General features: G+C 62.6%; 29 protein-coding genes. 20 read left to right on the top strand and 9 right to left on the bottom strand.

Annotated elements, in window-relative coordinates; all coding sequences use genetic code 11:
- Positions 1-3: 3 nt before the first annotated feature.
- Positions 4-627 (bottom strand): AIM24 family protein, encoded by a 624-nt coding sequence (locus AC1D75_RS00895; RefSeq protein WP_495513455.1) that lies wholly within the window; start codon positions 625-627, stop codon positions 4-6.
- Between the two features lie 166 nt (positions 628-793).
- Here AC1D75_RS00895 and AC1D75_RS00890 point away from each other — a divergent pair, with 166 nt between their 5' ends.
- The gene (locus AC1D75_RS00890) at positions 794-1,264 is read left to right on the top strand and encodes a hypothetical protein (RefSeq protein WP_495513454.1); all 471 of its coding nucleotides are present in this window, start codon (positions 794-796) and stop codon (positions 1,262-1,264) included.
- Between the two features lie 95 nt (positions 1,265-1,359).
- Here the strand turns inward: AC1D75_RS00890 and AC1D75_RS00885 are convergent, their stop codons facing one another.
- Together AC1D75_RS00885 and AC1D75_RS00880 are read right to left on the bottom strand one after the other, a co-directional pair.
- A complete protein-coding gene (locus AC1D75_RS00885) occupies positions 1,360-2,259 on the bottom strand; it encodes a hypothetical protein (protein ID WP_495513453.1) in 900 nt (299 codons plus the stop codon).
- A gap of 53 nt (positions 2,260-2,312) precedes the next feature.
- Positions 2,313-3,266, bottom strand: a complete 954-nt coding sequence (locus tag AC1D75_RS00880; protein ID WP_495513452.1) for a GlxA family transcriptional regulator — start codon at positions 3,264-3,266, stop codon at positions 2,313-2,315.
- A gap of 82 nt (positions 3,267-3,348) precedes the next feature.
- Here AC1D75_RS00880 and AC1D75_RS00875 point away from each other — a divergent pair, with 82 nt between their 5' ends.
- On the top strand, positions 3,349-3,525 hold the full coding sequence (locus tag AC1D75_RS00875) for a hypothetical protein (protein ID WP_495513451.1): 177 nt from the start codon (positions 3,349-3,351) through the stop codon (positions 3,523-3,525).
- A gap of 10 nt (positions 3,526-3,535) precedes the next feature.
- On the opposite strand, the gene AC1D75_RS00870 is transcribed toward AC1D75_RS00875, so the two are convergent.
- Positions 3,536-4,201, bottom strand: a complete 666-nt coding sequence (locus AC1D75_RS00870; RefSeq protein ID WP_495513450.1) for a chymotrypsin family serine protease — start codon at positions 4,199-4,201, stop codon at positions 3,536-3,538.
- 138 nt (positions 4,202-4,339) lie between these two features.
- Positions 4,340-4,819 carry a bacterioferritin gene (gene bfr, locus AC1D75_RS00865; RefSeq protein WP_495513449.1) on the bottom strand — a complete coding sequence of 160 codons (480 nt, stop codon included), beginning with the start codon at positions 4,817-4,819 and terminating at the stop codon, positions 4,340-4,342.
- Between the two features lie 155 nt (positions 4,820-4,974).
- Here bfr and AC1D75_RS00860 point away from each other — a divergent pair, with 155 nt between their 5' ends.
- Both AC1D75_RS00860 and AC1D75_RS00855 read left to right on the top strand, forming a co-directional pair.
- Positions 4,975-5,592 (top strand): fatty-acid--CoA ligase, encoded by a 618-nt coding sequence (locus tag AC1D75_RS00860; RefSeq protein ID WP_495513448.1) that lies wholly within the window; start codon positions 4,975-4,977, stop codon positions 5,590-5,592.
- Positions 5,593-5,607: 15 nt separating this feature from the next.
- Positions 5,608-5,793 carry a (2Fe-2S)-binding protein gene (locus AC1D75_RS00855; protein WP_482137058.1) on the top strand — a complete coding sequence of 62 codons (186 nt, stop codon included), beginning with the start codon at positions 5,608-5,610 and terminating at the stop codon, positions 5,791-5,793.
- Between the two features lie 51 nt (positions 5,794-5,844).
- Here the strand turns inward: AC1D75_RS00855 and AC1D75_RS00850 are convergent, their stop codons facing one another.
- On the bottom strand, positions 5,845-6,729 hold the full coding sequence (locus AC1D75_RS00850; RefSeq protein WP_495513447.1) for an NAD(P)-dependent oxidoreductase: 885 nt from the start codon (positions 6,727-6,729) through the stop codon (positions 5,845-5,847).
- On the bottom strand, positions 6,726-7,118 hold the full coding sequence (pcaC, locus tag AC1D75_RS00845; protein WP_482137060.1) for a 4-carboxymuconolactone decarboxylase: 393 nt from the start codon (positions 7,116-7,118) through the stop codon (positions 6,726-6,728). Before pcaC ends, AC1D75_RS00850 begins: the two co-directional genes overlap by 4 nt.
- 116 nt (positions 7,119-7,234) lie before the next feature.
- Between pcaC and AC1D75_RS00840 the strand changes: the two genes are divergently transcribed.
- The 16 genes from AC1D75_RS00840 (at position 7,235) to AC1D75_RS00765 (ending at position 23,595) form a co-directional block, all read left to right on the top strand.
- Complete coding sequence (locus AC1D75_RS00840; RefSeq protein ID WP_495513446.1) at positions 7,235-8,812, top strand: methylmalonyl-CoA mutase family protein; 1,578 nt, start codon at positions 7,235-7,237, stop codon at positions 8,810-8,812.
- On the top strand, positions 8,812-9,213 hold the full coding sequence (locus AC1D75_RS00835; protein ID WP_495513445.1) for a cobalamin B12-binding domain-containing protein: 402 nt from the start codon (positions 8,812-8,814) through the stop codon (positions 9,211-9,213). Before AC1D75_RS00840 ends, AC1D75_RS00835 begins: the two co-directional genes overlap by 1 nt.
- 84 nt (positions 9,214-9,297) lie before the next feature.
- Entirely contained in the window at positions 9,298-10,254 is a 957-nt protein-coding gene (locus tag AC1D75_RS00830; RefSeq protein ID WP_495513444.1) for a TIGR03564 family F420-dependent LLM class oxidoreductase, read from the top strand.
- On the top strand, positions 10,251-11,285 hold the full coding sequence (locus AC1D75_RS00825; RefSeq protein ID WP_495513443.1) for a CaiB/BaiF CoA transferase family protein: 1,035 nt from the start codon (positions 10,251-10,253) through the stop codon (positions 11,283-11,285). Before AC1D75_RS00830 ends, AC1D75_RS00825 begins: the two co-directional genes overlap by 4 nt.
- A gap of 204 nt (positions 11,286-11,489) precedes the next feature.
- Entirely contained in the window at positions 11,490-12,566 is a 1,077-nt protein-coding gene (locus AC1D75_RS00820) for a phosphotransferase (RefSeq protein ID WP_495515937.1), read from the top strand.
- A gap of 51 nt (positions 12,567-12,617) precedes the next feature.
- Entirely contained in the window at positions 12,618-13,049 is a 432-nt protein-coding gene (locus AC1D75_RS00815; RefSeq protein WP_495513442.1) for a cupin domain-containing protein, read from the top strand.
- A complete protein-coding gene (locus tag AC1D75_RS00810) occupies positions 13,046-14,275 on the top strand; it encodes a CaiB/BaiF CoA transferase family protein (RefSeq protein ID WP_495513441.1) in 1,230 nt (409 codons plus the stop codon). Before AC1D75_RS00815 ends, AC1D75_RS00810 begins: the two co-directional genes overlap by 4 nt.
- The gene (locus AC1D75_RS00805) at positions 14,272-14,694 is read left to right on the top strand and encodes a Zn-ribbon domain-containing OB-fold protein (RefSeq protein WP_495513440.1); all 423 of its coding nucleotides are present in this window, start codon (positions 14,272-14,274) and stop codon (positions 14,692-14,694) included. The genes AC1D75_RS00810 and AC1D75_RS00805 overlap by 4 nt, the downstream gene beginning before the upstream one ends.
- Positions 14,687-15,889: a thiolase family protein gene (locus AC1D75_RS00800; RefSeq protein WP_495513439.1), complete on the top strand. Its 1,203-nt coding sequence runs from the start codon at positions 14,687-14,689 to the stop codon at positions 15,887-15,889. Before AC1D75_RS00805 ends, AC1D75_RS00800 begins: the two co-directional genes overlap by 8 nt.
- A gap of 80 nt (positions 15,890-15,969) precedes the next feature.
- A complete protein-coding gene (locus tag AC1D75_RS00795; protein ID WP_495513438.1) occupies positions 15,970-17,439 on the top strand; it encodes an aldehyde dehydrogenase family protein in 1,470 nt (489 codons plus the stop codon).
- Positions 17,436-18,659, top strand: coding sequence for an amidohydrolase family protein (locus AC1D75_RS00790; RefSeq protein ID WP_495513437.1), 1,224 nt, complete (start codon positions 17,436-17,438; stop codon positions 18,657-18,659). The genes AC1D75_RS00795 and AC1D75_RS00790 overlap by 4 nt, the downstream gene beginning before the upstream one ends.
- Complete coding sequence (locus tag AC1D75_RS00785; protein ID WP_495513436.1) at positions 18,652-19,434, top strand: SDR family NAD(P)-dependent oxidoreductase; 783 nt, start codon at positions 18,652-18,654, stop codon at positions 19,432-19,434. The genes AC1D75_RS00790 and AC1D75_RS00785 overlap by 8 nt, the downstream gene beginning before the upstream one ends.
- The gene (locus tag AC1D75_RS00780; protein WP_495513435.1) at positions 19,431-20,684 is read left to right on the top strand and encodes a cytochrome P450; all 1,254 of its coding nucleotides are present in this window, start codon (positions 19,431-19,433) and stop codon (positions 20,682-20,684) included. Before AC1D75_RS00785 ends, AC1D75_RS00780 begins: the two co-directional genes overlap by 4 nt.
- 7 nt (positions 20,685-20,691) lie before the next feature.
- Entirely contained in the window at positions 20,692-21,132 is a 441-nt protein-coding gene (locus AC1D75_RS00775; RefSeq protein ID WP_495513434.1) for a nitroreductase family deazaflavin-dependent oxidoreductase, read from the top strand.
- 20 nt (positions 21,133-21,152) lie between these two features.
- Positions 21,153-21,797, top strand: coding sequence for a TetR/AcrR family transcriptional regulator (locus AC1D75_RS00770; protein WP_495513433.1), 645 nt, complete (start codon positions 21,153-21,155; stop codon positions 21,795-21,797).
- A 226-nt stretch (positions 21,798-22,023) separates the two neighbouring features.
- Positions 22,024-23,595 (top strand): ABC transporter substrate-binding protein, encoded by a 1,572-nt coding sequence (locus AC1D75_RS00765; protein WP_495513432.1) that lies wholly within the window; start codon positions 22,024-22,026, stop codon positions 23,593-23,595.
- A gap of 52 nt (positions 23,596-23,647) precedes the next feature.
- Here the strand turns inward: AC1D75_RS00765 and AC1D75_RS00760 are convergent, their stop codons facing one another.
- Together AC1D75_RS00760 and AC1D75_RS00755 are read right to left on the bottom strand one after the other, a co-directional pair.
- Complete coding sequence (locus AC1D75_RS00760) at positions 23,648-24,679, bottom strand: ABC transporter ATP-binding protein (RefSeq protein ID WP_495513431.1); 1,032 nt, start codon at positions 24,677-24,679, stop codon at positions 23,648-23,650.
- A 4-nt stretch (positions 24,680-24,683) separates the two neighbouring features.
- Positions 24,684-25,733, bottom strand: a complete 1,050-nt coding sequence (locus tag AC1D75_RS00755) for an ABC transporter ATP-binding protein (protein WP_495513430.1) — start codon at positions 25,731-25,733, stop codon at positions 24,684-24,686.
- Positions 25,734-25,760: the final 27 nt, after the last annotated feature.

The raw sequence follows: 25,760 nt of genomic DNA, 5'->3' as shown, positions 1-25,760 counted from the left end.
CGCTCACCGCTCCGCAGGTTGGATGGACACGACACCCTGACCCTGCCAACGCAGCGAAAAGGCCTCCCCGCCGTCTTGGCCGATCATTGAACGCCAGCTGACGTCGGTCACAAAGGACTGTTGTAGTTGGCCTTTGGCAGAGACGAATGCGTCTGGATCGACCACCAACGGGAGGTTGGGGTTGACCTCGAGATGGATCAGCGGTCCGCCTGCCGACAACAGCGCGACCTGGCCGCTGCCGGTCACGGTGGTGGTGAAAAGTCCTTGACCGCTGGACATCCCACCAATTCCGGCAAATTGGACATTGGTCTGCAAATTGCCCGCCATGGCCAGGAGTTGCCGTGACTCGACCTGGATGGTCTCGTTGTTGAGTTGCAGAACGGTCGTGTACTGCGCGTTGATCGCCAGATGCACGATGCCGTTTCCGGTGCACTCCATCAACTTCAGCGACTCGCCGGTCGCCTTTTGTTTGAGCCCGGCGAGAACGCCTGATCCGCCACCGAATCCGGCCGATTTGAACTCGACCTGTCCCTGGTACGAGATCATCGATCCGCTCACTGCCTTGACTGACGTGTTGTTCAGTCGTGCTTCGACAACGCGCTTGGTCAATCCGATCAACTCGGCCATCTGACCCATTTTCCTATGAGTTCGAAACTTGCACTTTTGATACCGCGTTATCGTAGGCATCGGCGGACCCGGTGAACAGACCCATACACAGTTCAAATGATCACCGGTGTCGTCCGCGGCCTTCGGCGCACTGGCGTGATAGGACGCTTTCTGTAACGTGTGTCAGGTGAATGACACATCGTGGGCGGCAGTGGGTGTAGGGATTTTCGTTCTGGCGGTGGTCATCGGGGTGGGCCTGTACGTCTTTTATCGGCAGACCGAGGCGCAGCGCCTCGACAGGGACGTCGATCTGGCGGTGAAGTTGCGGACGGTCGCCGGGGACGATCCGGTGCGGGCGGCCGCTGTCGACGAGTTCGAGACCGCCATCTACGAGCGGTTGTTCTTTGTATCAACCGTGGGTCCGCGGGCCAGAGGAGCCGCCTGGGCGTTACTGGGTACCGTGCTCTCGGCGTTTGCCTCCTTGTGGGTGTCGGGCGAGGGCATCATCGAGCAAGCCGTCCATTACGGATTTGCGGTTGTGGCAGCCGGTTTCGCGCTCACCTTCGTGGTTTTCCTGGCGCTGACGGTATACGCGGCGACCACGCTGCCGCGGATCTCATTCGCCGATTCCTATGAGCCGGAGCCGTCTGACGCCTGAGAGAGTTGCGGCAGGTGCTCACACTGCGGTGGCGGCTCTTGTTGCGAGCTGGTCTCGTCGATGACGGGACAGCGCACGCCGACGGCCGGTGAGCGTCAGAATCCGGGATATCGGCCGTAACCGACTGGTGCAGCAGGTTCCGGGTTGATCGTTTTGCGACCCAGAACGATTCCCGCGATGCTCGTCCCGATCATGACCACCAACGTCACGGTTGCCAGGATGGCGCCGGGCCCTGTCGAGAAGTTGTTCAGCCCTTCGAACAGGATCGAATCCTCTTCGTTGTCGAAGATGATGCACGTGCTGGGCACGGCAAGAAATGCCAGTGCCGCGAACAGGTGCAGGGCCGACAGGACGAGGATCGCGATCGAGTTGCCGAAACGGCCGATGTTGCACATGACGAGCAGCGCCAAAATGACCACCGGAAGTACCAAGAACGGGATGAAGACTGCCGCGAAGGGTGTCCCGGTTGTTCCCGGATCCATGATGAGCTGCGAACCATCCTGGAACACCTGGCCCCAGCCGTTGACGGAACCCTTTGCTGCATCGGTGTATTTCGGCTCGAACGAAGCCCAGGTCAACCAGCCGTATGCGATGAACAGCAATGCGCCCACCATTGCCACGGCCCCGAGGGCGCGAGTTGCTGCGACCGCGGCGGGTTGGAGCCGTACCGCCGGAGGGCCACCCATCGCAGACCCGGGCTCAGGATACTGCGGTGCCGGGTATTGCTGCGCCGGGTTGAGATGCGTCGGGTATTGGGGTGTCGGGTACTGCTGTGGCTGCGGCGGATATTGCTGGGAGGGGTATTGCGTCTGAAGTGGATCCCCGTACTGCGGCGGGGTATACGGCGCGAACTGATCGGACGGCGACGGCGGGTACGTCGGCTGCTCAGGGTAGGGATTGACCGGGGGCGTAAACGATTGCGTCGCTTCGGTGTTGTCCGGATACTTGTTCAGATCTGGACGGTTGTCACCTGAATCGCCTGAGTTGCTGGTCATCGTCTTCGCTGCTTCCGGTCGGGGGTCGGACCCATCGTAGAGGCACGCCGGAGTCAGCCGACGCAGCCGAAACGGGTCCGGAACGCGGTGGGTGTGATGCCCACAGCCGTCGAGAAGTGGTGACGCAGCAGTGTTGCCGAACCGAATCCCACCTGCCGTGCGATCTCCTCGATGCCGTGATCACTCGACTCCAGCAATCCCTGCGCGGCCAGCACCCGTTGTTCCGTGAGCCATCGAAGCGGACTGGTGCCCACCTCGTCGCGGAATCTGCGGGCAAATGTGCGCGGCGACATATGTGCCTTTGCGGCCATGTCGGCGATGGCTATGTCGGTGTCGAGATTGGTCAGCATCCAACCGAGGACCTGCCCGAATCCATCGTTGTCACATTCGGGGACAGGCTCTTTCACGAATTGACGTTGCCCGCCATCGCGGTGCGGAGGTACCACCATCCGCCGGGCGATCTTGTTTGCCGCGACCGGACCGTGTTCGGTCCGGATCAGATGCAGGCTGGCATCGATACCGGCGGCCGTGCCTGCACTGGTGATGATGTTGTCCTCTTGGACGTAGAGGACATCGGTGTTGATGTGGACCTCGGGGAACAGTTCGGCCATCTGCGTGCCGTACCGCCAGTGGGTGGTGGCTGACTTTCCGTTGAGTAGTCCGGCGGCGGCGAGCACAAAAGCTCCGGTGCACACCGACAGGATGTAGGCGCCCCGCTTGTCGGCCGCGCGGAGGACATCGAGTACCTCTTCGGGGTAGTCGGCGCTGAGCCGGCCGGCCGGGATCGCCACGAGATCGGCGTCGGCGCAGGCGTCGAGTCCGTAGGTCGGGACGATCTGGGCGCCGGTGGTGAAGTTCAGTGGTTTGCCCGGTTCTATCCCGCACACCCGAAGATCCATCCGGGGTACGCCCTCGTCAGTTCGATCGACACCGAAGACCTCGCACACGACGCCGTACTCGAACGCTGCCACCGGTTCTTGCAGGATGATCGCGACTGATTTCAACACGAAACCATTATGGCAGAAAATTTGCGATAGCCGTCAAATTGGCCACTGTTGGCTTGATCTTTTCGGGCGCATAGTTTCGGACATGGAAATCGAAGCCGTGATAATCGCAGCCCTACTCGGCGTGGCACTGGTCGCGGCCTTTGTCGCGATCTACCGGAACGCAATGAAAACCGCCCACCTGCCACGGGCTCCCTTCGGTGCCGATACCGAGATCGGGTTGGGGAGGCCGCAGAGGTGGGCGGAATCTGAAAGTTCGTGACCGCCAGAGGTCAGACGACCCGGAAGTCCGTGACGCCGCGCTGGCGCATGTCGTCGAGGATCGGCTTGATGTTGGTGCCGGTCTCCGGGCCGATGCAGCCGAAGAAGTAGTAAGCGTTGACCATGCCGACCAGGCGGTCGCCGACGACCACGGGGCTACCGGAATCGCCCTCGACAACGCAGATCTGACTGAAGTGCGCAAAACCGTCCGAGAACCAGGTGACGCCGCAGGTATTGCCGGTGGTGCGGCCTTCCTTGCACATGAGTTCGAGGAATTGCGGCTCCTGCGTGCGGAGTCCGCGAATCGTCACGCCGCCGACTCGCTGGACGGGATTGACCTTGGCGGCATCGAACCGGATGATCGCGTAGTCGAGGACGTCGTTCGTGTAGGTGATCTGGCCGATGTGCCCTGCGGATCTGGCTGATTCTGCGAGAACCGGCGTGCCGGCATCGCCGCAATGTCCGGCGGTCAGGCCGACCAGGGCATTGTTCTGATCGTGTCCGATGGCGGTCAGTGTGCAGGCGCTGAATCCGCCCCGAGCTTCCGGGAACAGGAGACCGGACCCACCACCGAGGTCGACCTTCGCCGGGGCCGCCGTTGCGGTCGACACCCCCAGGCTGGTGAGTGCGAGTAGTGCGCACAGGGCTGCGATGACCGTGCCGACCTTCTTGAACATCAATTCCTCACGTGAACCATGGCCAAGACACGAGGACCCGGTATCAGGCCCTCGTGTCATAGCCTTTGGAGCCGAGGGTAGTCGCAGAGCATGGGTGCGTCGAAGTCGCCTCGGCGACCTACATGCGACCGCCCCGGATCACTTCGGAGGGCGTGCCACGCACTGCGCGAGATAGAGTGCCTCGCCGAGCGTGTCCATCAACTCCAGTTGGGTGTCGAGATAGTCGAGATGTGTTTCCTCGTCGGCCAGAATCCCTTCCAGCAGAATTGCACTGGTGGTGTCGTGTTTTTCACGGCACATCGCGATTCCCGGCTTCAGTCGGTTGATGACGTCGACCTCGATGGCCCGGTCGCTGACGAATTGCTCGCGCAGTGTCTGGCCTACTTTCAGCGAGAACAACCGCTGGTAGTTGGGCAGTCCGTCGAGCAGCAGGATCCGGTTGGTGAGCGCTTCGGCATGGTTCATTTCGTCGAAGGACTCGGCGCGGGTGGTTGCGGCTATTTCGGTGAATCCCCAGTGTTCCTGCATTTTCGAATGCAGAAAGTACTGGTTGATGGCCGTCAGTTCACTGGTCAACTGTTCGTTGAGCAGTTTGAGAACCTCGGGATCTCCTTGCATGGTTTCTCCTCACGTCAAAAGAAGCGGGTGTTTTCAGACACCGGGAGGGCTGGTCCTGGTGGGGCTGTATGAACCCACGCGCTGAATTCAATTTACCCGGTAGCATGGCGATTCGACCGGCAATGACAGACCTCAGACACCAGGGACGGGCTCAAATGACCCAGCATTCGCGAATTCTGGCCGCGGACTTTTCCGTGTCCGACGAAGCCGGGATCCTGGAACGCCTTGCGGTGAACAATGATTCGCTGGCTCGTCTCGGTGCCCACCACCTCGTTGTCTACCGGGCGCTTCATGATCCCAAACGCGTGTTCGCCACGCTGGGACTGCGTGATCGGGGATCGATCGACAAACTCTTGCGCAGCCCCGCGGTGATGGATTGGTACGACGCGGCCGGGGTCGAAGAAATTCCACCGATGTTCGCAGGCGATGTCGTCGAAAAAATCGAACTCGAATCGCCTGCGTCCGGGGATTCGGGGGTGATCGTCGCAGCCATCGCGCCGGTGGACGACGTGACGACTCTGCTGGACAGGGTGCGCGTCAGTTTGCGGCGTTTCATTGCCGCCGGGGTGCGCAGGGTCTGGATCTACCAGGCCTTCGACGATCGCCAAGAAGTGATGATCCTGGTGGAACTGGACACCGAAGAAAATGCCATCGCCTGGGTCGAGCGGCCTGACGCGGCCGCGGAATGGATGCAAGGCGCCGGTGTCGGCGTGTACCCGCCGCTGTTCGTCGGAAAGCTGGAGCGGGTCATGGAACTACAGATGATCGGTTAGTCGCAGGTACCCGCGATGTATGTCTGTCTGTGCCAAGGGGTTACGAGTCACGTCGTCGAGCAGGCCGTGATCGATGGGGCGCGCACGTCCAAAGAGGTCGCGAACGCCTGTGGTGCCGGCCGCGACTGTGGTCGCTGCCGGCACACCGTCCGGGCAATCATCGAGGCGCACTTCGCCCAGTCGCCCACCGCACCCCGATAGTGTGGGGTTCTGGCGGCGTCCACCTGGGAAAACGTGCGCCAAAAGGGCACATTATCGGGTTTGGGAAGTGGTCCACTTCGCGATCTCGGTCTGATCGGCTCCGGGACCGAGATCTTTGTCGGCGGTAGCCCAGACCTCGACAGCTCGTTCGCCGAGCGGGGTGGGGACACCGATCGCCGATGCGAGTCCGGTGGCGATCCGCATGTCCTTCAGCATCAGTTCCATCCGGAAGCCCGAGTTGTAGGTCTCGGGAATGACGAACCGGGGGAACTTCACATCCGTGGCCGCATTCTGGCCGCTCGACGAGTTCAGCATCGAGACCATCAGCTCTTGGTCGAGACCGAAGCGCCGTCCGATGGCCACGCCTTCGGAGGTGACGAGGAGCCCAACCGCAGCCATCAGGTTGTTGATCGATTTGAGGGCGTGACCTGCGCCGGTGTCGCCGACACGGGTCATCGTTCCCATCGGCGCCATCACATCGGAGATCGCGGCGACGGATTCTGCGGTGCCGCCGGCCATGATCGTCAGCTTCCCGCCCTGCGCACCGGCAACTCCGCCGGAGACCGGCGCGTCGACCAGGACTGCTCCGGTCTTCTCGACCGCCTTGGCGAGTTCGACCGTTGATAGTGGCTCCGATGAGCTCATGTCGATGACGGTGGTGCCGGGAGTCAGTGCGGCCAGTACCGCCTCGTCGCCGAGTACGGCCTCGACGACACGTGAACTCGGCAGCATGAGGATGACGTATTCGGCACCGTCGACGGCTTCGGCCGCGGTGGTGGCGGACTTGCCGCCCGCGGTGACGAGGGCTTCGCGAGCTGCTTCGGTCGGGTCGAATCCGATGACGTCGTAACCGGCGTCGAGCAGCCGGATCGACATCTGGGCGCCCATGTTGCCCAGGCCGACGAACGCGACCTTGTTCTTTTCACTGGTGCTCATGCGAGGTGCTCCGCAACGATTTCGTTTGCCACTCGGAAGGATTCGAGCGCAGCCGGGACTCCGACATAGATCGCGGTCTGCAACAGGACCTCCTGGATTTCTTCCGGCGTCACCCCGTTGGTGAGCGCGCCGCGGACGTGGGCGGCGAGTTCGGTCGGCTTGCCGAGTGCGGTGAGCATCGCCAGGTTGATCATCGAGCGCTCGCGGCGCCCGAGTCCGGGGCGGGTCCACACCGCGCCCCAGCAATACTCGGTCACCAGCTCTTGCATCGGTCGGGTGAAGTCGGTGGTGGCGGCGACCGCGCGTGCGACGTACTCGGCCCCGACCACCTCCTCGCGAACCTTCATACCTGCGTCATAGGTCTCGCGGCGGGTGGCGTCGGTGGTCATCTGGTGTGCGGTCCTCTCTCCGATTGGTCCGTGCCACTGCGTTGAGCAGCAGCTCAAGGACCATTCACGATAAATGGTATTGGCATTCTCATTTTTTGCAAGTACGGTATTCAACAATGAACGAGAACGTGGAAACCTCCTCTGGCATCCCTCTTGACTCGGTGTACGGACCGAATCCTGATGGGGCGTCCCCGCCTGCTCCCGGCGAATTTCCCTTCACCCGCGGCAACTTTCCGTCGGGATATCGCGGACGGCTCTGGACCTTCCGGCAGTACTCCGGTTTCGGAACCGCCGAAGAGTCCAATGAGCGGTACAAGTACCTGCTCGGACAGGGCGGCACCGGACTTTCGGTGGCGCTCGATCTTCCGACCCAGTGCGGTTACGACTCCGACGATCCCGAGTTCACCGACGAGGTCGGCCGGGTGGGTTGTGCGGTCGACACCCTCGCGGACGCAGAGATCCTGTTCGCCGACATCCCGCTGGACAAGATCAGTACCAGCTTCACGATCAACGGCACGGCCGCGATTCTGCTGGCCCTCTATGTCGCTGCCGCCGAGAAGAAGGGTGTGCCCCGCGAAAAGCTCACGGGCACAATCCAGAATGACGTGCTCAAGGAGTACGCCTCGCGTGGCACCTGGATCTGGCCGCCGGAGCCGTCGCTGCGACTGATCGCCGACACCATCGAGTTCTGTGCCGCCGAGGTCCCGCGTTTCAACGCGATCTCCGTCGCCGGCGCGCATTTCCGTGACGCGGGCGCAAATGCCGTGCAGGAGATGGCCTTCACGCTCGCCGACGGTGTCACCTATTGCGACACGGTTGTCGAGCGCGGTCGGATGACCATCGATCAGTTCGCGCCGCAGATCTCCTTCTTCTTCTACACACATGGCGACTTCTTCGAGGAGATCGCCAAGTACCGGGCCGGTCGCCGCCGCTGGGCGACGATCGTGCGGGAACGGTACGGCGCCAAGACGGAGAAGGCCGCGATGTTCCGCTTCGGCTGTGTTGCAGGCGGTGCCTCGCTGTACGCACCGCAGGCCCAGAACAACCTGGTCCGCGTGGCCTATGAGGCGATGGCCTCGGTTCTCGGTGGTGTGCAGTCGATGTTCACCGCTGCCTGGGATGAGCCCTTCGCGCTTCCCAGCGAGGAGTCGGCGACGATGGCGCTGCGCACCCAGCAGATCCTGGCTCTCGAAACCGGCGTCACCCGCGTCGCCGATCCCCTCGGTGGCTCGTACTTCGTGGAGGCTCTCACCGACGCCACCGAGAAGAAGATCATCGAGATCATGAGCGACCTGGAGAACCACGGTGGCATGGTCGCCGCGATCGAGGACGGCTACCTGCAGGGTCTGATCGCCGACGAGGCATACAAGATCCATCAGGACATCGAGCAGGGAGTACGCCCCGTCGTGGGTGTCAACCGCTTTGCATCCGAAGAAGCAGCACCGGACATCGCGACCTACGAACTCGACGCCGAAGGGCGCGAGTTGCAGCTCAAGCGTTTGGCGAAGGTCAAGGCCGAGCGTGATGACGAGGCCGTGAAGAACACGCTGGCGCAGCTGTCGCGAGCCGCGGAAGGAACGGAAAACCTCATGCAACCCTTGATTGATTGTGCGAACGCATATTGCACCGTCGGAGAGATGACCACCGCGCTCAAAGACGTGTGGGGCGAGTTCTCGCAGCCGGTGGTGTTCTGATGACCGCCCGTATTCTCGTCGCCAAGCCCGGTCTCGACGGCCACGACAAAGGCGCCAAGATCGTTGCCCGCACCCTGCGTGATGCGGGATTCGAGGTGATCTACACCGGTATCCGGCAACGGATCGAGGACATCGTCTCGATCGCACTGCAGGAGGACTGCACCGTTGTGGGTCTGAGCATTCTCTCGGGCGCCCATGTCGGTCTGACCAAGCGCGTGGTTGACGCCCTGCGCGAGGCCGGCGCCGGAGACATCAAAGTGATTGTCGGTGGGACGATTCCGCAGTCCGATGTGCAGAAGTTGCTCGACATCGGTGCGGCGGCCGTGTTCCCCACGGCAACCCCGCTCGACAAGCTCGTCAGCGGTATGCGGGAACTGACGGGTACCACGGCACCGAGCTAGGCCGCCCGAGGAGAACCAGGACCAAACTGCCACATGAGTCAGCAAGCCATGTGGGAGAACTAATTTCGTAAACTTGGAGGTATCGTGCGCGTTGGGGTGATGATCGGTCCGGAGCGGGGTGACGCGGCCAAGAAGGTCGACCGGATGATGGCCGACATCGTCTGGGCCGAAGAAGCCGGGATGGACACGGCCTGGGTGCCGCAGATCCCCACCGACTTCGACGCGCTGATCACCGTTGCGTTGATGGGTACCAAGACCTCTCGCATCGAGATCGGTACGGCTGTGGTGCCGCTACAGGCACAGCATCCGATTGCCCTTGCCCGACAGGCATTGTCGGCACATGCGGCAACCGGGGGTCGGCTTGCGCTCGGCGTCGGACCGTCGCACCACTGGATCATCGAGGACATGCTCGGCCTCCCGTACGAGAAGCCGGCCAGGCTCACGCGTGACTATCTCGAGGTTCTCAACGCCGCGCAAAAAGCGCCGGGTGATGTGAACGTCGTCAACTCGACGTACAACGTGCACAACCCACTCGATCTCGGACCGGTGGCCCCGCTGCCGATCTTGATCGCGGCCCTCGGGCCGGTCATGCTCGACATCGCCGGCCAGCACGCCGACGGCACCATCCTGTGGATGGCCGACGAGCGCGCGGTGGCCGATCACGTGGTTCCGAAGATCACCGCTGCCGCCGAAAAGGCCGGGCGTGGTGCCCCGCGCATCGTGGCCGGTATTCCGGTCTGTCTGTGTGCGCCCTCGCAGGTCGAGGTGGCCAAGGAAAGGGCCAACCGTATCCTGGCCGAAGCCGAGGTCTCTCCGAACTATCAGCGACTGCTCGACCAGGGCAATGCGAAAGACGTCGGCGACCTGTGTGCGGTTGGCGACGAAGAGGCGATCATGAAGCGCTTCAAGCAGTTCGAGGACGCAGGCGTGACGGACCTGTCGATGCGCCTGCTGCCCATCGGTGACACCCGGGACGAGTTGATCGCTTCCAAGTACCGCACCCGGGACGTGATTGCCGGGCTCGTTGCGGATCTGCGATGAGTTCTGGACCCCTGGCGGGGATCCGCATCCTCGAGGTCGGGCACATTCTGGCCGGCCCCTACGCGACCATGATGCTCGCCGATCTCGGCGCCGAGGTCACCAAGATCGAACCGACCACCGGCGATCTGTCCAGGCAGGTGAGCGACGCCTATTTCGCGAGCCTCAACCGCGGCAAGCGCAGCATCTGTCTCGATCTCACGACTGATGCGGGTCAAGCCCGACTCGGCGAACTCGCCGCTCAATCGCAGGCGCTGATCGTCAATCTGAAGCCGTCGGCGATCCGGAAGTTCGGATTGACCTATGAGGCACTGCGGAAGTGGAACGACAAGATTGTCTGCGTCGCACTGACCGGTTACGGCCTCGATCAGGGAGACGACCCGGCGTTCGACTACGTCATCCAGGCGGTCACCGGCGTTGCATCGCTGACCGGTGATCCCGATGGACCGCCGACCCTGCCCGGATACTCTGCCGCCGACAATTCGACGGGACTGACTGCAGCACTTGGCTTGCTGGCCCAGATCATCTCCGGCCGAGGCGGACAGGTGGACGTGTCGCTGCGCGACGTGATGCTCTCGCAGCTCAACTATCGGGCATCGGCATACCTGAACGAGGGCACCGAGCCGCGCCGGATGCCCAATGGCGCGCACTCGTACTACGTTCCGGCACAGCTCTTTCCGACCGCTGACGGATACCTGGCACTGTTCATCACGCACGACGGATTCTGGCGGACCTTCTCCATCGAAGCCGGGATCGAGGGCTTCGCCACGATGGCCGAGCGGGCCGCGAACCGCGATGAGGTTCTCGCCGTCGTATCTGCGGCCCTTGCCACCGACACCGCGAAGTCCTGGGAGGCGCGGCTTCGTCCGTTGCAGGTTCCGGCCGCGGCGATCCGCACCCTGCCCGAAGCATTGGCAGAAAATCCCGGAATGGTGGTGAAAGCCGGGCAATTCAGTTTGGTCGGCAGTCCGATCCGGATCACCGGGTATGAACCCGAATACGGCGCGCCACCTGCATTGGGAGAGCACGGCTAGTTTCCTTATCGCGTTGCCGGGTGACGTTGAGCGGTATTGCCAGTAGCGAATTTCTTTGAAAACGCACAATTCTCATGTTGTGAGTATTAGATTCTGCTCCATGGTGAAACTACGTTCTACGTCATGCAGGCGATATGCATTCGTCGCTGCCGCGGTGTTGGGTTCCCGTAGCGAATCGTTCGATATTGCGTCGGTGTGCGCCTCATGATCCCGGTGCCCGACACCCTTGACGTAGCCCTGTCCCCGGAGTGGCTCACGTCTGCGCTCGCCCCCCGATTCCCTGGAATCGAAGTGACCGGCGTGGCCCGGGGGCCGGTCGTGGACCGGATCTCCACCAACGCTCGATTCACCATCGAATGCGTCGGAGGCGTCCCGGATGGCCTCCCTGCGGCGCTCTGCGTCAAGGGGTATTTCAACGAGGAGGGTCGGGACCGGCGATTCGTCGGCGAACCCGAGGCTTGTTTCTATCGTGACGTCGCCGGCGAGGTCGATATCCGGACGCTGCGAAGTGTCTATGCCGATCTCGACCCGGTGACGCGCCACGGCGTGGTGATCACCGAGGACATCGTCGAGCAGGGCGCAGTATTTCTCGATGCGGCAGCCGAGTTCACCCCTGACCAGACTGCGCAGAGCCTGGCCCAGTTCGCCCGGCTTCATGCTGCGACCTGGGGGAAGTCGCAGTGGGCCGACGTTCCGTGGCTGGCACCACGATTGAAGGGTGCGATGCGCGCGTGGGGGGTTGACGGGGTGACCGCCAACATCGAAAAGAACTTCGCCGGGCCGAATGGTGTTGGTGTTCCCGAAACAGTGCGCGATGCCGAGGGGTTGGTCGCGGCGTACATAGGCCTCGCCGACGCTCTGGACGCTGAGCACGCGTCGTCGGACTGGTGCGTGATCCATGGCGATGCCCACGTCGGGAACCTGTTCTTGGACGCCGAGGGTGCGCCGAGTCTGTTGGACTGGCAACTGGTGCAACGGGGGATGTGGTACATGGACGTCGGTACCCATATCGCGACCGCGTTGTCCGTCGACGACCGGCGGAACAATGAGCGAGAACTCCTGGCGCACTACCTCGATTGCCTTCGCGGTCAGGGCGTGGAGCCGCCCACATTCGATGTGGCGTGGCGCGCGGTCAGGCGGGGGATCGTCCGTGGTTTCTATTTGTGGGGCATCACGACCAAGGTCGAACCGCGGTTGATCGAGATACTTCTGAGACGGCTCGGTACCGCCGCCGCCGACCACGACGCGTTGACACCGGACCTGTTCGTGGCACCGGTTTGAGGATGCAAAATACCCGCTACTGCAATCGATTTCGATCGGAACGGAGCAACCGTGCCACACGCGAAGCCTGATGAACTGCCCAATGCCGGAGGCGGCCGCTGGCCGGCGGCCAAAGATCATTTCTACTCAGTTCAATGGGGAGATCTCGAGGTCGGCTACACCGCCACCGAGGGCGCACGCGACTGCACAGACCTGTATCGCGTGGCGGGCCTGCCCGGCGGTGTGTGCATGTGCCCCCACTACGGATTTGTGCTCGAAGGTGCGGTCACCGCGACCTACCCGAACACCGACTGGCCCGACGAGACAGCTGGACCGGGAGAGGTCTACTTCTTCCCCGCCGGACACATTCTGAAGTATTCCGAGGCGACCAAGCACCTCGAGTTCAACCCCGCATACGCCTTGCAGCAGCTCATGGACGCGATCCAGCGCATTTCGGCCGTTGACCTCAGAGTTGCCCCGGCCGAGACGGAGGGTGGCCGATGACAGTCGGTGAAGGCGCCGGGAACGGTGCGTTCGAGGGGATACGGGTCGTGGAACTGGCGCAATGGGTGTTCGTTCCCGTCGCCGGTGCATTGCTGGCCGACGGTGGCGCCGAGGTGGTCCGGGTGGAGCGACTGGACGGCGACCCCTATCGGGGCCTGGCCACACAGGGGATCGGGAGTGAACGCGGCGGTGTGAATCTATCGATGGCACTTGCCAATCGAGGTAAGCGATCGGTTGCGCTCGATCTGCATCGCGAAGAGGGACTGAAGGTTCTGCACGAACTGCTCGCGACGGCTGACGTCTTTCTGACCAGTCTTCGACCGGGCGCTCTGGCGCGTCTCGGGCTCGATGCGGACACACTGCGCAGTCGCTATCCCGGGTTGGTCTACGCGCGCGGACACGGTTTCGGGGTGCGTGGACCAGATGCAGATCAGCCCGGCTATGACAGTTCGGCATTCTGGGCCCGCGGCGGGGTCGGGCACACCCTCACACCCACCGAACGCGACTATCCCATCAGTCAGCGAGGTGCGATGGGGGACCGAAACGGGGCCATGGCATTGGCTTTCGGCATCGCATCGGCCCTTGTGGAGCGCAACCGGACCGGAACCGGTTCGGTGGTCGACGTCTCGTTGCTCGCGACCGCGATGTGGATGTTGTCGTCTGACCTGCTGGCAGCACTCAACGGCGGTGATGTCCAAGCCGTGAGTGGGCGTGGGCCACAGGTCAACCCGTTGACCGGGACCTACCGGACCAAGGACATGCGCCACATCCAGCTGATGTTCCTGCAGGGCGATCGCTATTGGCCGGGTTTTGCCCGGCTCATCGGCCGGGGCGACCTGGTCGATGACCCGCGGTTTGCCGACATGGCGGCGCGGCGTGCCAACAGTGCCGCCTGCATCGCCGAGCTGGACGAGGTGTTCGCCACGCACACTCTCGAGGAATGGAAAGGCATTCTGGCGGACCTGGACGCGCCATGGGCGCCCGTGCAATCAGTGCACGATGTGATCGATGATCCGCAGGTCATCGCCAATGACTATGTCGGAGAAGTGAAACTCGATGACGGGCAGGTCTATCGCCTGCCTGCCGTCCCCATCCAGTTCAACGAACGGGCTCCGCAATTGCGGCGAGCACCCGAGCACGGCGAACACACCGAGATGGTGTTGCTCGAACTCGGATATGACTGGAGCCAGATCGGCGGTCTGAGCGGCGCAGGCGTCATACCGTGAAAACCGGGCGCCCGCTACCGATCCCGGATGCATCGTCAGCGCCGTATTGGGCGGCGGCGGCCGAGCACCGTCTTGTCATGGCCAGGTGCCGAGCATGTCAGATGTTCGCGCTCCCGCCGGACAGTGTCTGTCCGCATTGCGGATCGACAGAACCGCACTTCGAGTTCACCGAGGTCAGTGGCGCCGGGACCATCCGATCGTGGACGGTGGCTCGGCAGTCCTTCCTGCCAGGGTTTGCCGATCTGCTTCCGATGGTGCTCGTCGACGTCGAACTCGTCGAACAATCCGAGTTGCGGATGGTCGGTCGGCTGCGGGATGGTGTCGCCGATCAGCTCCGGGTCGGAACGGCTGTCGTCGTTGCCTTCGAGGACCTGGCGCCCGGTATCGCCGTTCCGGAATTCGAGCTCGCCGATGATTGATGAGCAGTTGGCGCGCAACAAGATTGCGATCGCAGGCTTCGCGCACAGCCCCATTGTGCGACATGCGGATCGGCCGCTCGGAGCGATCGCCGTCGACACGGTGCGGGCCGCGATCGCCGATGCCGGTCTGCGGGTCGACCAGGTCGACGGTTACGTCAGCGCCAGTCTGCTGCCGAGTTCGGGTGGGCGCGGGCCGGAAGATGGTGTCAGCGTTGTCTCGTCGGCATGGCTGGCCCAACGCCTCGGCGTCGAACCGCACTACGTCGCAGGCTTCGACGGGATCGGTCAGCTGACCGGCTCGATGGCCATCGCGGTCAATGCGCTGATCAGCGGCGCCGCCGAGTACGTGGTCGTCCACCGTGCGCTGCACAATCCCGCGGGTGTCTATCACGGCAACCCGATGCAGGAGGTTCGCGGCATCCAGCAGTGGACGGCGCCACAGGGATTCTTCGGGCCGCTTGCCATGATCGCGTTGCCGTACAACGAATATCTGCAGCGGTACGGTGCCGATGCGAAGTCGATGGCGGCCGTGGTCACCGAGGCGCGGAAGAACGGCGCGAGAATTCCTTGGTCGCACTGGTATGACCGGCCGCTGAGCAAGGACGAATATCTCTCGGCGCCAGAGCTGTTCGACCCGGTACGTCGCTTCGACTGCGACATCCCGGTCGACGGTGTCGCCGCGTTCGTGCTGACCTCCGCCGACCGGGCGCGCGATCTTCCCAATCGGCCGGTCTACATCACCGGCTGGTCCGGTGGAACTCCGCGCAGGCGGCGTCTCCCGTCGCACTGGCCCCTCGACGACATCCTCGACGGCGGCGCTGCGATGGTCGGTCGACTGCGCGAGAAGATCGGTATCCCGATTGCCGAAATCGATCTACCGCAGGTCTACGACGGGTTTTCGCCATTCGTGTGGTTCTGGCTCGAAGTTCTCGGATTGTGTCCGCCCGGAGAAGCCCATCGATTTGTCGAGTCCGGGGGAATCGACAGCGACGATCCCGGAGCGGTACCGGCGTTGTCAGGTGGTGGCGCGTTGGGAAACGGTCGGATGCACGGTATTCCGCAGATGCTCGAGTGTTACCTGCAACTTGCCGGCCGAGCCGGCGACCGGCAGCGCGACGGGGTCACAACAGCTCTCGCCTGCCATTCCTCACCGCATTTCGGTGGGGCGGTTGCATATTCGAATCACCAATTCTGACGGTATCCAGGGATTTGAGAATTAACCTCTCGCCCGCACGAGAACTATGTTCTACTGCTACCAGCGAATAAGGAGTCACATTGAGCATTATTTCTGAACAGCGGACCTATATCGCCGGCCACTGGGTTGTGGGGGATGAGGCGCTCGCCGTGCAGAATCCGGCAGACGAGAGCCACGTCGCCGACGTCACCATCACACCCATCGGGCAAGTGGAACGTGCGATCGACGAGGCGCGACGCGCTTTCGACGAGGGGACGTGGGCGCACCGCACATCTGACGACAGGGCCGACGTCCTGCACTCCTTCATCGATCACATCGAGGCGAGCAGAGAAGCGCTCGTCGACACCCTGGTTGCCGAGGCCGGACAACCCACCCGCTTCGCGGATGAAACCCAATGTCGCGCCGGGGTTGCCATGGCACGGCAGACCATCGACCTCTATCGGTCGATGTCGCATGAAGAGGCGAGTCCGGTCCCGGTGGACGACCTCGTCCGTGGCCGGGTCGCTCTCAGCGTTCGGCGGCACGAGCCGGTCGGCGTGGTCGCCGCCATCACGCCCTACAACGCGGCACTCATCATGGGCCTGCAGAAGCTGATCCCAGCACTGATGGCAGGCAATTCGGTGATTGTCCGGCCGAGCCCGCTGACGCCGATCTCATCGCTCATCTTCGGCCTGGCCGCAGATGCCGCGGAGTTGCCGCCCGGTGTCTTGAGCGTGGTAGTGGAAGAGGGGACCGCCGGCGCGCAATTGATGACCAGTCACCCTGCGGTCGACATGGTTTCGTTCACCGGGTCGACGGTGGCCGGCCGCAACATCATCGCGCAGGCTGCGCCGACGGTGAAGCGCCTTTCTCTCGAACTCGGAGGCAAATCGGCTCAGATCTACCTGCCCGACGCGATCGGTCGCACGGCTATCGGCGCGATGGCGGTGGTCGCACGCACGGCCGGCCAGGCGTGTGTGGCGGCGACGAGGATGCTGGTTCCGGCCGAACACAAGGAGGAGGTTCTCGAAAAGGTCTCGGCTGCATATGGATCCATTGCTGTCGGCGATCCAACTGATCCGAGGGTGCTGATGGGGCCGGTCATCAGCGCGGCGCAGCGGGAAAAGTGCGAGCGATTTGTCGCACTGGCCGAAGAGCAGGGGGCCAAGGTGCGGTTCGGCGGCCGCAGGCCGGCGGGTCTCGACGCCGGATACTACTTCGAACCGACCGTGCTCGACCTGCCGAACAACGCCAATCCTGCTGCCCAGGAAGAGATTTTCGGACCTGTCATCGGCATCCTCGGCTACCGCGACATCGATGAGGCGGTGCAGATGGCGAACGACAGCGTGTACGGACTCTCCGCACAGGTATATGGCGGTGACACCAGTGCTGCTGTGGGTATCGCACGAAGGCTGCGCGCAGGCGCCGTGAACGTCAACACCACAGTCTTCAGTGCCTACGCGCCCAGCGGCGGCTACAAGCAGAGTGGTCTGGGCCGAGAACGCGGTCCAGACGGGATCAGAGAGTTTCAGGAAGTCAAACACATGTCGATTGGAGAGCTGGCCAAATGAACACAACCAACGGAACCGGTGGTAGCTATAATCTGGATTGGCTTGTCTCGGTGGATGATCACATCCTCGAACCGCCGAACCTGTGGCTGGACCGGGTCGCGAAGAAGGACCGCGACCGAGCGCCACGCCTGATCAAGGACGACAAGGGAATCGACGTCTGGCTGTATGACGGCAAGCGGATGCCGAGTAGCGGCCTCAGCGCCGTGGCAGGCAAGACCAAAGAAGAGTTCAGTCCCGAACCCCTCAACTATGACGAGATGCGGCCGGGCTGCTACGACCCCCTCGCCCGCGTCGAGGACATGAACCGCGCAGGCATCCTGGCATCGCTGTCGTTCCCGACCGTCACCCGATTCTGTGGCCAACTCTTCTATGAGGCCGGTGACCGGGAGTTCGGATTCACCTGTCTGCAGGCCTACAACGACTGGCACCTCGAAGAGTGGGCAGGCGCGGCACCGGGACGCTTCATCCCGCTGATCCTGATCCCATTGTGGGATCCTGCGCTCGCCGCCAAGGAGATGGAGCGTTGCGCCGCGAAGGGTGCGACCTCGTTCGCATTCTCCGAGAACCCCGAACCTCTTGGGCTGCCGACGATTCACGACAAGGATCGTTACTGGGAGCCGGTCATGGCCGCCGCCAACGATCTGGAGATGGTGGTGTCGATGCACGTCGGTTCGTCGTCGACGGTGCCGCAGATCTCGAAGGATTCGCCGTTCATGGCCAACCTGGCCTGGGGTGCCACCCGGACCTCCGGCGCCATGCTCACCTGGCTCTTCAGTAGCTTCCTGCAGCGCTACCCGAATCTCAAGATCTCGCTGTCCGAGGGCGAGATCGGGTGGATGCCGTACTTCCTCGAGCGTGCGGAGCAGGTGCTGGACAAGCAGCGTTACTGGGTTCAGCGTGGTGCGAGGTGGGGTGGCCATGCGGGCACCGACGTCGACCTCGATCAGCTCGACATCCGAGAGACGTTCCGCAAGCACATCTTCGGCTGCTTCATCGACGATGTTCACGGACTGGCGAGCCTCGACGAGATCGGGGAGGACAACGTCATGTGCGAGACCGACTACCCGCATTCTGACTCGACGTGGCCGAACTGCATCACTGTGGTGAAGGATCGGATTTCGCATTTCACCCCTGAATTGCAGTACAAGATCCTGCGGGGTAATGCCGAGCGGCTGTACCGTTTCACCCCGGCATCGCCTCCGGTGTTGACCAATGTCTGACTTTCGCGGCAAGGCCGCAATAGTCACCGGCGCCGGATCCGGTGTGGGACGGGCCATCGCGCTGCGCCTGGCCGAAGAAGGCGCGAAAGTGGTTGCGGCAGATATCGGTCTCGATCAGGCCAAAGAGACCGTGCGGATGATCGAGGCCGCCGACGGCACCGCAATCGCAGTCGATGTCGATGTCTCGGTGGAGCAGCAGGTGGAGGCCATGGTTGCCGCCGCTGTTGAGCACTTCGGGAGCCTCGACATCCTGATCAACAATGCCGGGATCCCGACCCCCAGACTCGGGGCACTTCTCGAAGATCACACCGTCGAGGATTTCGGCCGACTTGTCGGTGTGAACCTCGGCGGCGTGTTCTTCGGGTGCAAGCACGCGGTGCTGCAATTCAAGAAGCAGGGCGACGGTGGAGTCATCGTCAACACCGGTTCGGTGGCCGGCCTGGTCGCCTGCGGCGGCTCGGTATATGGCGCGACCAAGGCGGGGGTGCTCTCGCTGACCCGCTCGGTGGCGATCGAGGGTGCACCCCACGGGATCCGGGCGAACGCGATATGTCCGTCGGCGATGCCCTTGACCGGGTTCATGGCCGCCGGAGGGCTGGACCCGGCCGCCACGGCCACGCCCGAAATGGCCGAACGGTTTGGTGCGCAACATCCTCTGGGTCGCTTCATCACCGCGCAGGACTGTGCCGAGGCGTCCGTGTACCTGGCTTCGGACCGGGCCCGGAACATCACCGGCGTGGCGTTGCCCATCGACGGAGGATTGGTTGCCCGATGACCACCGCGATCCCGGACCGGGAGAAATTGCGAGAACTCTTCGACCTGCGTAGCTCGTACAACGCGCTGACCGGCGGGTTGTACGACGGCGATCCGTACCCGGCCTGGCATCGCCTGCGAGAGGAAGGCCCGGTCCATCTCGGGACCGTCCACGAACTCACCGGACATTCCGAGGCCCTGTACTTCCAGGGGCTTCCGTTTCCGGATCGCCCGCACTACTCGGCATTCGGTTACGACGCGTGTTTCGAGGCCTTTCGGGATCCGGAGTTGTTCGCCTCGTCGCCTGAGCCGGTGGATACGCGCTCAGGCGGCTTCGGGACGAGCACCAGCATGATTTCGATGGGTGGTGCACAGCACAAGCGTTACCGGGGCCTGGTTCAGCCGTCCTTCTTGCCCAACAACGTCAGGTGGTGGATCGAGAACTGGATCGAAGAATGCGTCGGGGATCTGATCGACGGATTCATCGGGCAGGGACATGCCGAACTGAACGTCGACTTCTGCGCCGCGATCCCCGTGCTGACGATCACCGGCAGCTTCGGCGTCCCGGTGGAGCAGGCCCTGGAGATCCGCGCCTGCCTGAACACGAATCAGCAACGCGTGGTGGACATCCTCGAACCCATCGTCGCTGCGCGGCGTGAGAATCCGGCCGATGATCTGATCAGTGTGCTGGCCGCGGCCGAGCTCACCGACGAAAACGGTGTGACCCAACGTCTTTCCGACAACGAGATCTACTCGTTCTCGTTGCTCTTGCTGACCGCGGGATCGGGTACGACGTGGAAGCAGATGGGATTGACCCTCACCGCGCTCCTGGAGCGCCCCGAAGTTCTCGAACAGGTGCGAGGCGACCGGAAACTGCTGAAAACCGCCATCGACGAGACGTTGCGGTGGATCCCCACCGATCCGATGTTCTCTCGTTTTGTCACCGAGGATGTCGAGTTCTTCGGTGTCGACATCCCGAAAGGTGCTGTCTTGCACCTATGTGTGGGTGCCGCGAACCGCGACCCGGCTCGGTGGGATGACCCGGACACCTACGACATCACCCGGCCGACACGTCCGACGTTGGCATTCGGTCAGGGGTCGCACATGTGCCTGGGTATGCATGTGGCGCGCGCAGAGATGACGGTCGGCATCAATGCGCTGCTCGACCGGCTCCCGAATCTGAGGCTTGACCCGAACGCCGAGCAACCCAGATACATCGGGATGTACGAGCGCGGCGCGACGGCGATACCTGTCCTGTTCGACGCACAGTGAGGTGAACATGTCCACATCAGAATCTGGCTACTCGGCACCTGACCTGAGCCTTCGGGGCGAAGAACACGTTCGTGTGTATCGAGAAACCGGTGGGGACGCCGGCTATCTGTGGAATGGGGTTCCGACACTTCTGCTCACCGTCACCGGCCGGAAGTCCGGGCGCGATCTGACGTCGGCTCTGATCTTCGGCCGGGATGGTGATGACCTGCTGGTCGTGGCATCGAAGGGAGGGGCACCACATGACCCCCAGTGGTACCTGAATCTGAGCGCCAACCCACAGGTCCAGCTCCAGGTCAAAGCGACCACGATGACGGCAATTGCTCGCACCGCGACCGAGGCCGAGAAGCCTCGGCTGTGGAAGATCTTGACTGATGTGTGGCCGAACTACGACGTCTACCAATCCCGAACCGACAGAAGTATTCCAGTCGTGGTGCTGACACCCGGGTGACGCCCACTAGTATTCCGGATATGTCATGGGCTGAGGAGCGCGCCGTCGAACGTTCTGCGGCGGTTCAACGGTCACGGACGCGTATCGCAGAACAGGTGCGCCTGATGCTCGATGCCGCGGGCCGACTCATCGAGGTCAAGGGTGACGCCTTCACCACCCAGGAGTTGGTCAAGGAAGCAGGGGTCGCGCTTCAGACGTTCTATCGCTACTTCTCGAGCAAAGACGAGCTGCTTCTCGCAGTGATCAGTGACGCGATGACCGAGGCGTGCTCTCGGTGGGAACGCGGTGCGAGCGGGATTCCCGACCCTCTCGATCGGGTACGCTACTTCATCACTTCGATCCTGGGTGGCGCCGATCAGGAGCCACGGCGTGATGCGCTCGCCCAGTTCATGGTCGCGACACACTGGCGACTACACCGGGTCTTCCCTGACGAACTGGCAGCTGCCGAGAAGCCCTTGGTCGATCTGCTCTGCAAGGAGATCCAGACCGCTGTTGACACGGGACAGCTGACGTCTGAAACACCCGAAGTCGACGCCTGGTTCGTGGCGGAATTGGTGCGGTCTGTTTTCCACCACTACGCATTTGCATCAGATGACGCGGGCGACGTGAAGGACCGGCTCTGGATCTTCTGCCTGAGGGCCCTCGGGGGCAGCACCAGCGCTTGACCCATCGTCTCGGTGCGATGGTGAAAAGAACTGCACGCCAAACATTCTCTGGACCCCGGGTCCATTTCTGAAAAGTTCTTCCGATTCTTTCGATTCAGCCCACACGCGGCGAAATGCAAACTAGGTTCTAGTGAAACAAAGAACGTAGTTCTATCCAATCCGGATCGTCATTCTGTCTCTGAAGGCCCATCCGGGTACTCCCTGTATCTCATCTGAGAGGCCGACGATGTTTCGACGAAAACGCTCTTATGCCGCAGCGGTCGCTGCGCTGAGTTCGCTCATGCTGGTCCTGACCGCTTGCGGGACAACCTCCGATAACGGCGGGACGGCAACCGATTTCGGTGATCCGGTGGCCGGTGGCCAAGGCCGTTTCATCCAGCTGAGCGAGCCGAGGACGATGGATCCGGCAGGCCTCGGCAACGTGTGGGCCAGTCAACCGGTGTTGGGGAATGCGCTGTACGGCACGTTGATGATCAACAAGCCTGGCTCACTCGACATCGAATACAAGATGGCAGAGGACTTTTCGTCGACTGACAGCGGAAGTACCTTCACGCTCGAACTCCGTCCCGGCCTTCAGTTCTCCGACGGCACACCACTGGATGCAGAAGCGGTCAAATACAATTGGGACCGCCTACGTGACCCGACACTCGGCTCAGGCGCGAGTAAGTTCGCCCCACAGATTGCCTCGACCGAGGTTGTCGACCCCACCACGCTGACGGTTGCCATGGTCGCACCCAATCTGTTCTTCGGCCAGGCTGTGGTGACGTCCGCATTGAACTGGATCGCATCTCCCGCTGCTCTGGAGAAGGGGCGCGAGGCCTTCGACGCGGCCCCGATCGGTGCCGGCCCCTTCACTCTCACCGAGTGGACGCGACAGGATGAGATTGTCCTGCAGAAGAATCCGAAGTATTGGGATGCGCCAAAGCCTTACCTGGAGACGTTGACGATCAAGTCCGTTCCCGACGGCGCTCAGCGGTTCAATGCCGTCACCACCGTTGGCACGGATTTCTCCTCGGAGTCGGACTCGGAGAACATGGGCAAAGCCGACGCGGCCGGTTTCCAGACCGATCTCGTCGTGTCCGGCGGTGGCCAGTACCTCGCGATGAACTTTCGGCGCGCGCCTTTCGATGACATTCGCGCTCGCCGGGCAGTATCGCTCGCATTGGACGTGGACGCCCTCAACACGATCGTCTACAACGGGGCCGGAGATGTCCCCCATACACTCTTCACGGAATCCTCACCCTTCTATGTCGACATGCCCCTTCGCGAGGCGAATCGGGATGAAGCGCAAGCACTTTTCGACGAACTCGCCGCCGAGGGAAAGCCGGTCACGTTCGAGTTCATTGCGTACTCGACCACTGAGAACAAGCAAACTGCCGAAGGTGTGCAGACCCAGTTGAGCGCGTTCGACAACGTCGAAGTCAACATCAAACAGGTTGACTCGTCGATGATCCAGAAGGTTATCGGCAGCCGTGATTTCCAGATGGTGATCACGTCATCGAATGTCCTCGACCCTGACACCGAACTCTGGACCGGCTTCCATTCCCAGTCGAAAGGCAACATGACGGGGATCAGTGACCCCGAACTCGACGCTGCTCTTGACGCCGGGCGAATCGAAACCGACGTCGCCGCGCGCAAGGAGGCCTACACGGTGGTCCAAGAGCGGCTCGCTGAAGTGGTTCCCGGAGTGTTCTACATCCGATCGACGCCAGGGGCGATGTTCGGCAAGAAGACGGCGGGCGTCCAGCTGTACGGTCTGGGATCGCCTTTGCCAGAGGAGATGTGGCTGGCGAAGTAGTAGATTCAGATCGGTTCCACAAGAAAGGGCCCCGCTTTCGCGGGGCCCTTTCTCATGCGGGCGTCTTTGTCGCGGCCTCGGAAGGAGGTCGGCCCTTGTCCAGCACGGTCAGTGGGAAGTGGCAGGCCGCGAACTGGCCGGGCCGAACCTCCCGCATCACGGGTTCTTCTGTCACACAGCGATCTTCGACCTTGGGGCAACGGGTGCGGAACCGGCAGCCCGTCGGTGGCGACAGGGGTGAGGGAACGTCACCTTCGAGTGCCGGCCCGGCAAAAGCCCGGTCCGGATCGGTCAAAGGTACCGAGTCGAGCAGTGCCCTGGTGTACGGGTGGGTGGGGTTGTCGTACACCTCCGCCGAATCCCCGAACTCGCAGACCTTGCCGAGATACATGACCATCACGTTGTCACTGACGGTGCGTACCACTCCGAGGTCGTGGGCGATGAAGACAACCGTGAGATCGAACTCGGCCTTGAGTTCCTCGATGAGGTTGAGGATCTGGGCCTGCACGGACACATCGAGCGCGGAGACCGGTTCGTCACAGATCAGCAGTCGAGGGTTCAGTGCCAGCGCTCTGGCAATGGCGACACGCTGGGCTTGACCACCCGACAGGGCACGTGGCAGGACGTCGGAAAAGCGTTCCGGTGGTAGGCCAACCGATTCGAGGACCTTGGTCGATGTCGCAGCACGTTCGGCCTTTGGGACACCTGCCACCGCCATGCCTTCGACAACGATGTCCTTGACCGCACGCCGGGGGTTGAGTGAACTGACCGGATCCTGGAAAATCATCTGCATGTCGCGCCGCAGGCCGCGCATCTGTTTCTCGTCGGCCTTCTCGATCCAGTCGGTGCCGAACCTGATCTGGCCGTCGGTGACCCGGTCGAGGCGCAGGACTGCTCGCCCGGTGGTCGACTTGCCGCAACCGGATTCGCCGACGATTCCGAGCGTTTCGCCGGGCAGGACGTCGAAACTGATCTTCGAGACGGCCTGAACCGTTCCACTCTGGGTGGGGTATTCGACAACGAGGTCTTGAACACTGAGCAGTGCTTCCTCGCCGCGTAGGTGTGCGTTTCCGCTGCCTGCCATGTGATTACCTTCCGGAGGACGTGAGTGTCTTGGACGATTCGCGGGTGACCGGGTGTAGACACGCAACGTCGTGATCGTCGCCAACGGAGGTCAGTTCGGGGCCCGGAGTGACGCAATTGGCCTGGACCGCGCTGCAGCGCGGTGCAAATCGGCAACCCTCCGGCGGTGACGTCGGGTCGGGCAGGGATCCGGTGATCACGTTGAGTGGTGCATGGCGAGGGTGGTCGATGGATGGGGTCGCGCCGAGGAGGGCATGGGTATACCGGTGCCGCGGTGCGTCGAATACCTCGCGCGTGGAACCTGTTTCGGCCAGTCGTCCGGCATACATCACCGACACGCGGTCGGTGCGGCCTGCGACAACGGCGAGATCGTGGCTGATCAGCATCATGCCCATGTCCCGTTCGACCTGGACGCGACGCAGCAGGTCGAGGATCTGTCGCTGGATGGTGACGTCGAGTGCGGTGGTCGGTTCGTCGGCGATGAGAAGATCTGGTTCGCAGGCAAGAGCGATCGCGATCATCACACGCTGACGCATGCCACCGGACATTTCGTGCGGGTAGTTCTTCAGCCGCCGCTCAGGATCGGGCACCCCTACTTCTTGGAGAAGTTTCAGTGCCCGATCGTGAGCTTCGCTTCGGCTGACACCGAGGTGCTTTCGCATACCTTCGGTGAGTTGGCGTTCGACCCGGACGACCGGATTCAGTGATCGTCCCGGGTCTTGGAACACCATGGCGATCTGTTTTCCCCAGATGTCCTTGGTCTCCTTTGTGTTCAGGGCCAACAGATCTCGACCCTGAAAGGAGACCTCACCTGATCGTGCGGAACGAGCGGGCATCAGGCCCATGATGGCGCGGGCCATCACGGACTTACCCGAGCCGGACTCGCCGACGATCCCCAGAGCCTGCCCGGTGTCCAGGGTCAGGGAGACGTCGTCCACGGCGCGGACTGTGCCGCGTGCGGTTCCGATGTATGCCCGAAGATTGTTGACCTCGAGGAGAGGTGCCTTCTTCAGAAGCGTCGTTCCACTGCTCTGGGGATCGTCGTGAGTGTTCATGCTCGGTATGCCCTTTCGCTTCGCTCG

Source organism: Williamsia sp. Y712, from assembly GCF_059445525.1.
Note: the sequence above shows the minus strand (reverse complement) of the source record. Positions and strands in the feature narration are given on the sequence as shown.

Bases quoted from the DNA above. Each gene is read 5' to 3' on its own strand.
- AC1D75_RS00870 (WP_495513450.1), bottom strand. From the start codon at position 4,201: ATGTTCAAGAAGGTCGGCACGGTCATCGCAGCCCTGTGCGCACTACTC.
- AC1D75_RS00825 (WP_495513443.1), top strand. From the start codon at position 10,251: ATGAGTTCTGGACCCCTGGCGGGGATCCGCATCCTCGAGGTCGGGCAC.
- pcaC (WP_482137060.1), bottom strand. From the start codon at position 7,118: ATGACCACCGACGCCACCCGCCGCGAGACCTATGACGCAGGTATGAAG.
- AC1D75_RS00855 (WP_482137058.1), top strand. From the start codon at position 5,608: ATGTATGTCTGTCTGTGCCAAGGGGTTACGAGTCACGTCGTCGAGCAG.
- AC1D75_RS00755 (WP_495513430.1), bottom strand. From the start codon at position 25,733: ATGAACACTCACGACGATCCCCAGAGCAGTGGAACGACGCTTCTGAAG.
- AC1D75_RS00785 (WP_495513436.1), top strand. From the start codon at position 18,652: ATGTCTGACTTTCGCGGCAAGGCCGCAATAGTCACCGGCGCCGGATCC.
- AC1D75_RS00840 (WP_495513446.1), top strand. From the start codon at position 7,235: ATGAACGAGAACGTGGAAACCTCCTCTGGCATCCCTCTTGACTCGGTG.
- AC1D75_RS00895 (WP_495513455.1), bottom strand. From the start codon at position 627: ATGGCCGAGTTGATCGGATTGACCAAGCGCGTTGTCGAAGCACGACTG.
- AC1D75_RS00850 (WP_495513447.1), bottom strand. From the start codon at position 6,729: ATGAGCACCAGTGAAAAGAACAAGGTCGCGTTCGTCGGCCTGGGCAAC.
- AC1D75_RS00775 (WP_495513434.1), top strand. From the start codon at position 20,692: ATGTCCACATCAGAATCTGGCTACTCGGCACCTGACCTGAGCCTTCGG.
- AC1D75_RS00770 (WP_495513433.1), top strand. From the start codon at position 21,153: ATGTCATGGGCTGAGGAGCGCGCCGTCGAACGTTCTGCGGCGGTTCAA.
- AC1D75_RS00790 (WP_495513437.1), top strand. From the start codon at position 17,436: ATGAACACAACCAACGGAACCGGTGGTAGCTATAATCTGGATTGGCTT.
- AC1D75_RS00835 (WP_495513445.1), top strand. From the start codon at position 8,812: ATGACCGCCCGTATTCTCGTCGCCAAGCCCGGTCTCGACGGCCACGAC.
- AC1D75_RS00860 (WP_495513448.1), top strand. From the start codon at position 4,975: ATGACCCAGCATTCGCGAATTCTGGCCGCGGACTTTTCCGTGTCCGAC.
- bfr (WP_495513449.1), bottom strand. From the start codon at position 4,819: ATGCAAGGAGATCCCGAGGTTCTCAAACTGCTCAACGAACAGTTGACC.
- AC1D75_RS00885 (WP_495513453.1), bottom strand. From the start codon at position 2,259: ATGACCAGCAACTCAGGCGATTCAGGTGACAACCGTCCAGATCTGAAC.
- AC1D75_RS00800 (WP_495513439.1), top strand. From the start codon at position 14,687: ATGATTGATGAGCAGTTGGCGCGCAACAAGATTGCGATCGCAGGCTTC.
- AC1D75_RS00780 (WP_495513435.1), top strand. From the start codon at position 19,431: ATGACCACCGCGATCCCGGACCGGGAGAAATTGCGAGAACTCTTCGAC.
- AC1D75_RS00810 (WP_495513441.1), top strand. From the start codon at position 13,046: ATGACAGTCGGTGAAGGCGCCGGGAACGGTGCGTTCGAGGGGATACGG.
- AC1D75_RS00765 (WP_495513432.1), top strand. From the start codon at position 22,024: ATGTTTCGACGAAAACGCTCTTATGCCGCAGCGGTCGCTGCGCTGAGT.
- AC1D75_RS00820 (WP_495515937.1), top strand. From the start codon at position 11,490: ATGATCCCGGTGCCCGACACCCTTGACGTAGCCCTGTCCCCGGAGTGG.
- AC1D75_RS00760 (WP_495513431.1), bottom strand. From the start codon at position 24,679: ATGGCAGGCAGCGGAAACGCACACCTACGCGGCGAGGAAGCACTGCTC.
- AC1D75_RS00875 (WP_495513451.1), top strand. From the start codon at position 3,349: ATGGAAATCGAAGCCGTGATAATCGCAGCCCTACTCGGCGTGGCACTG.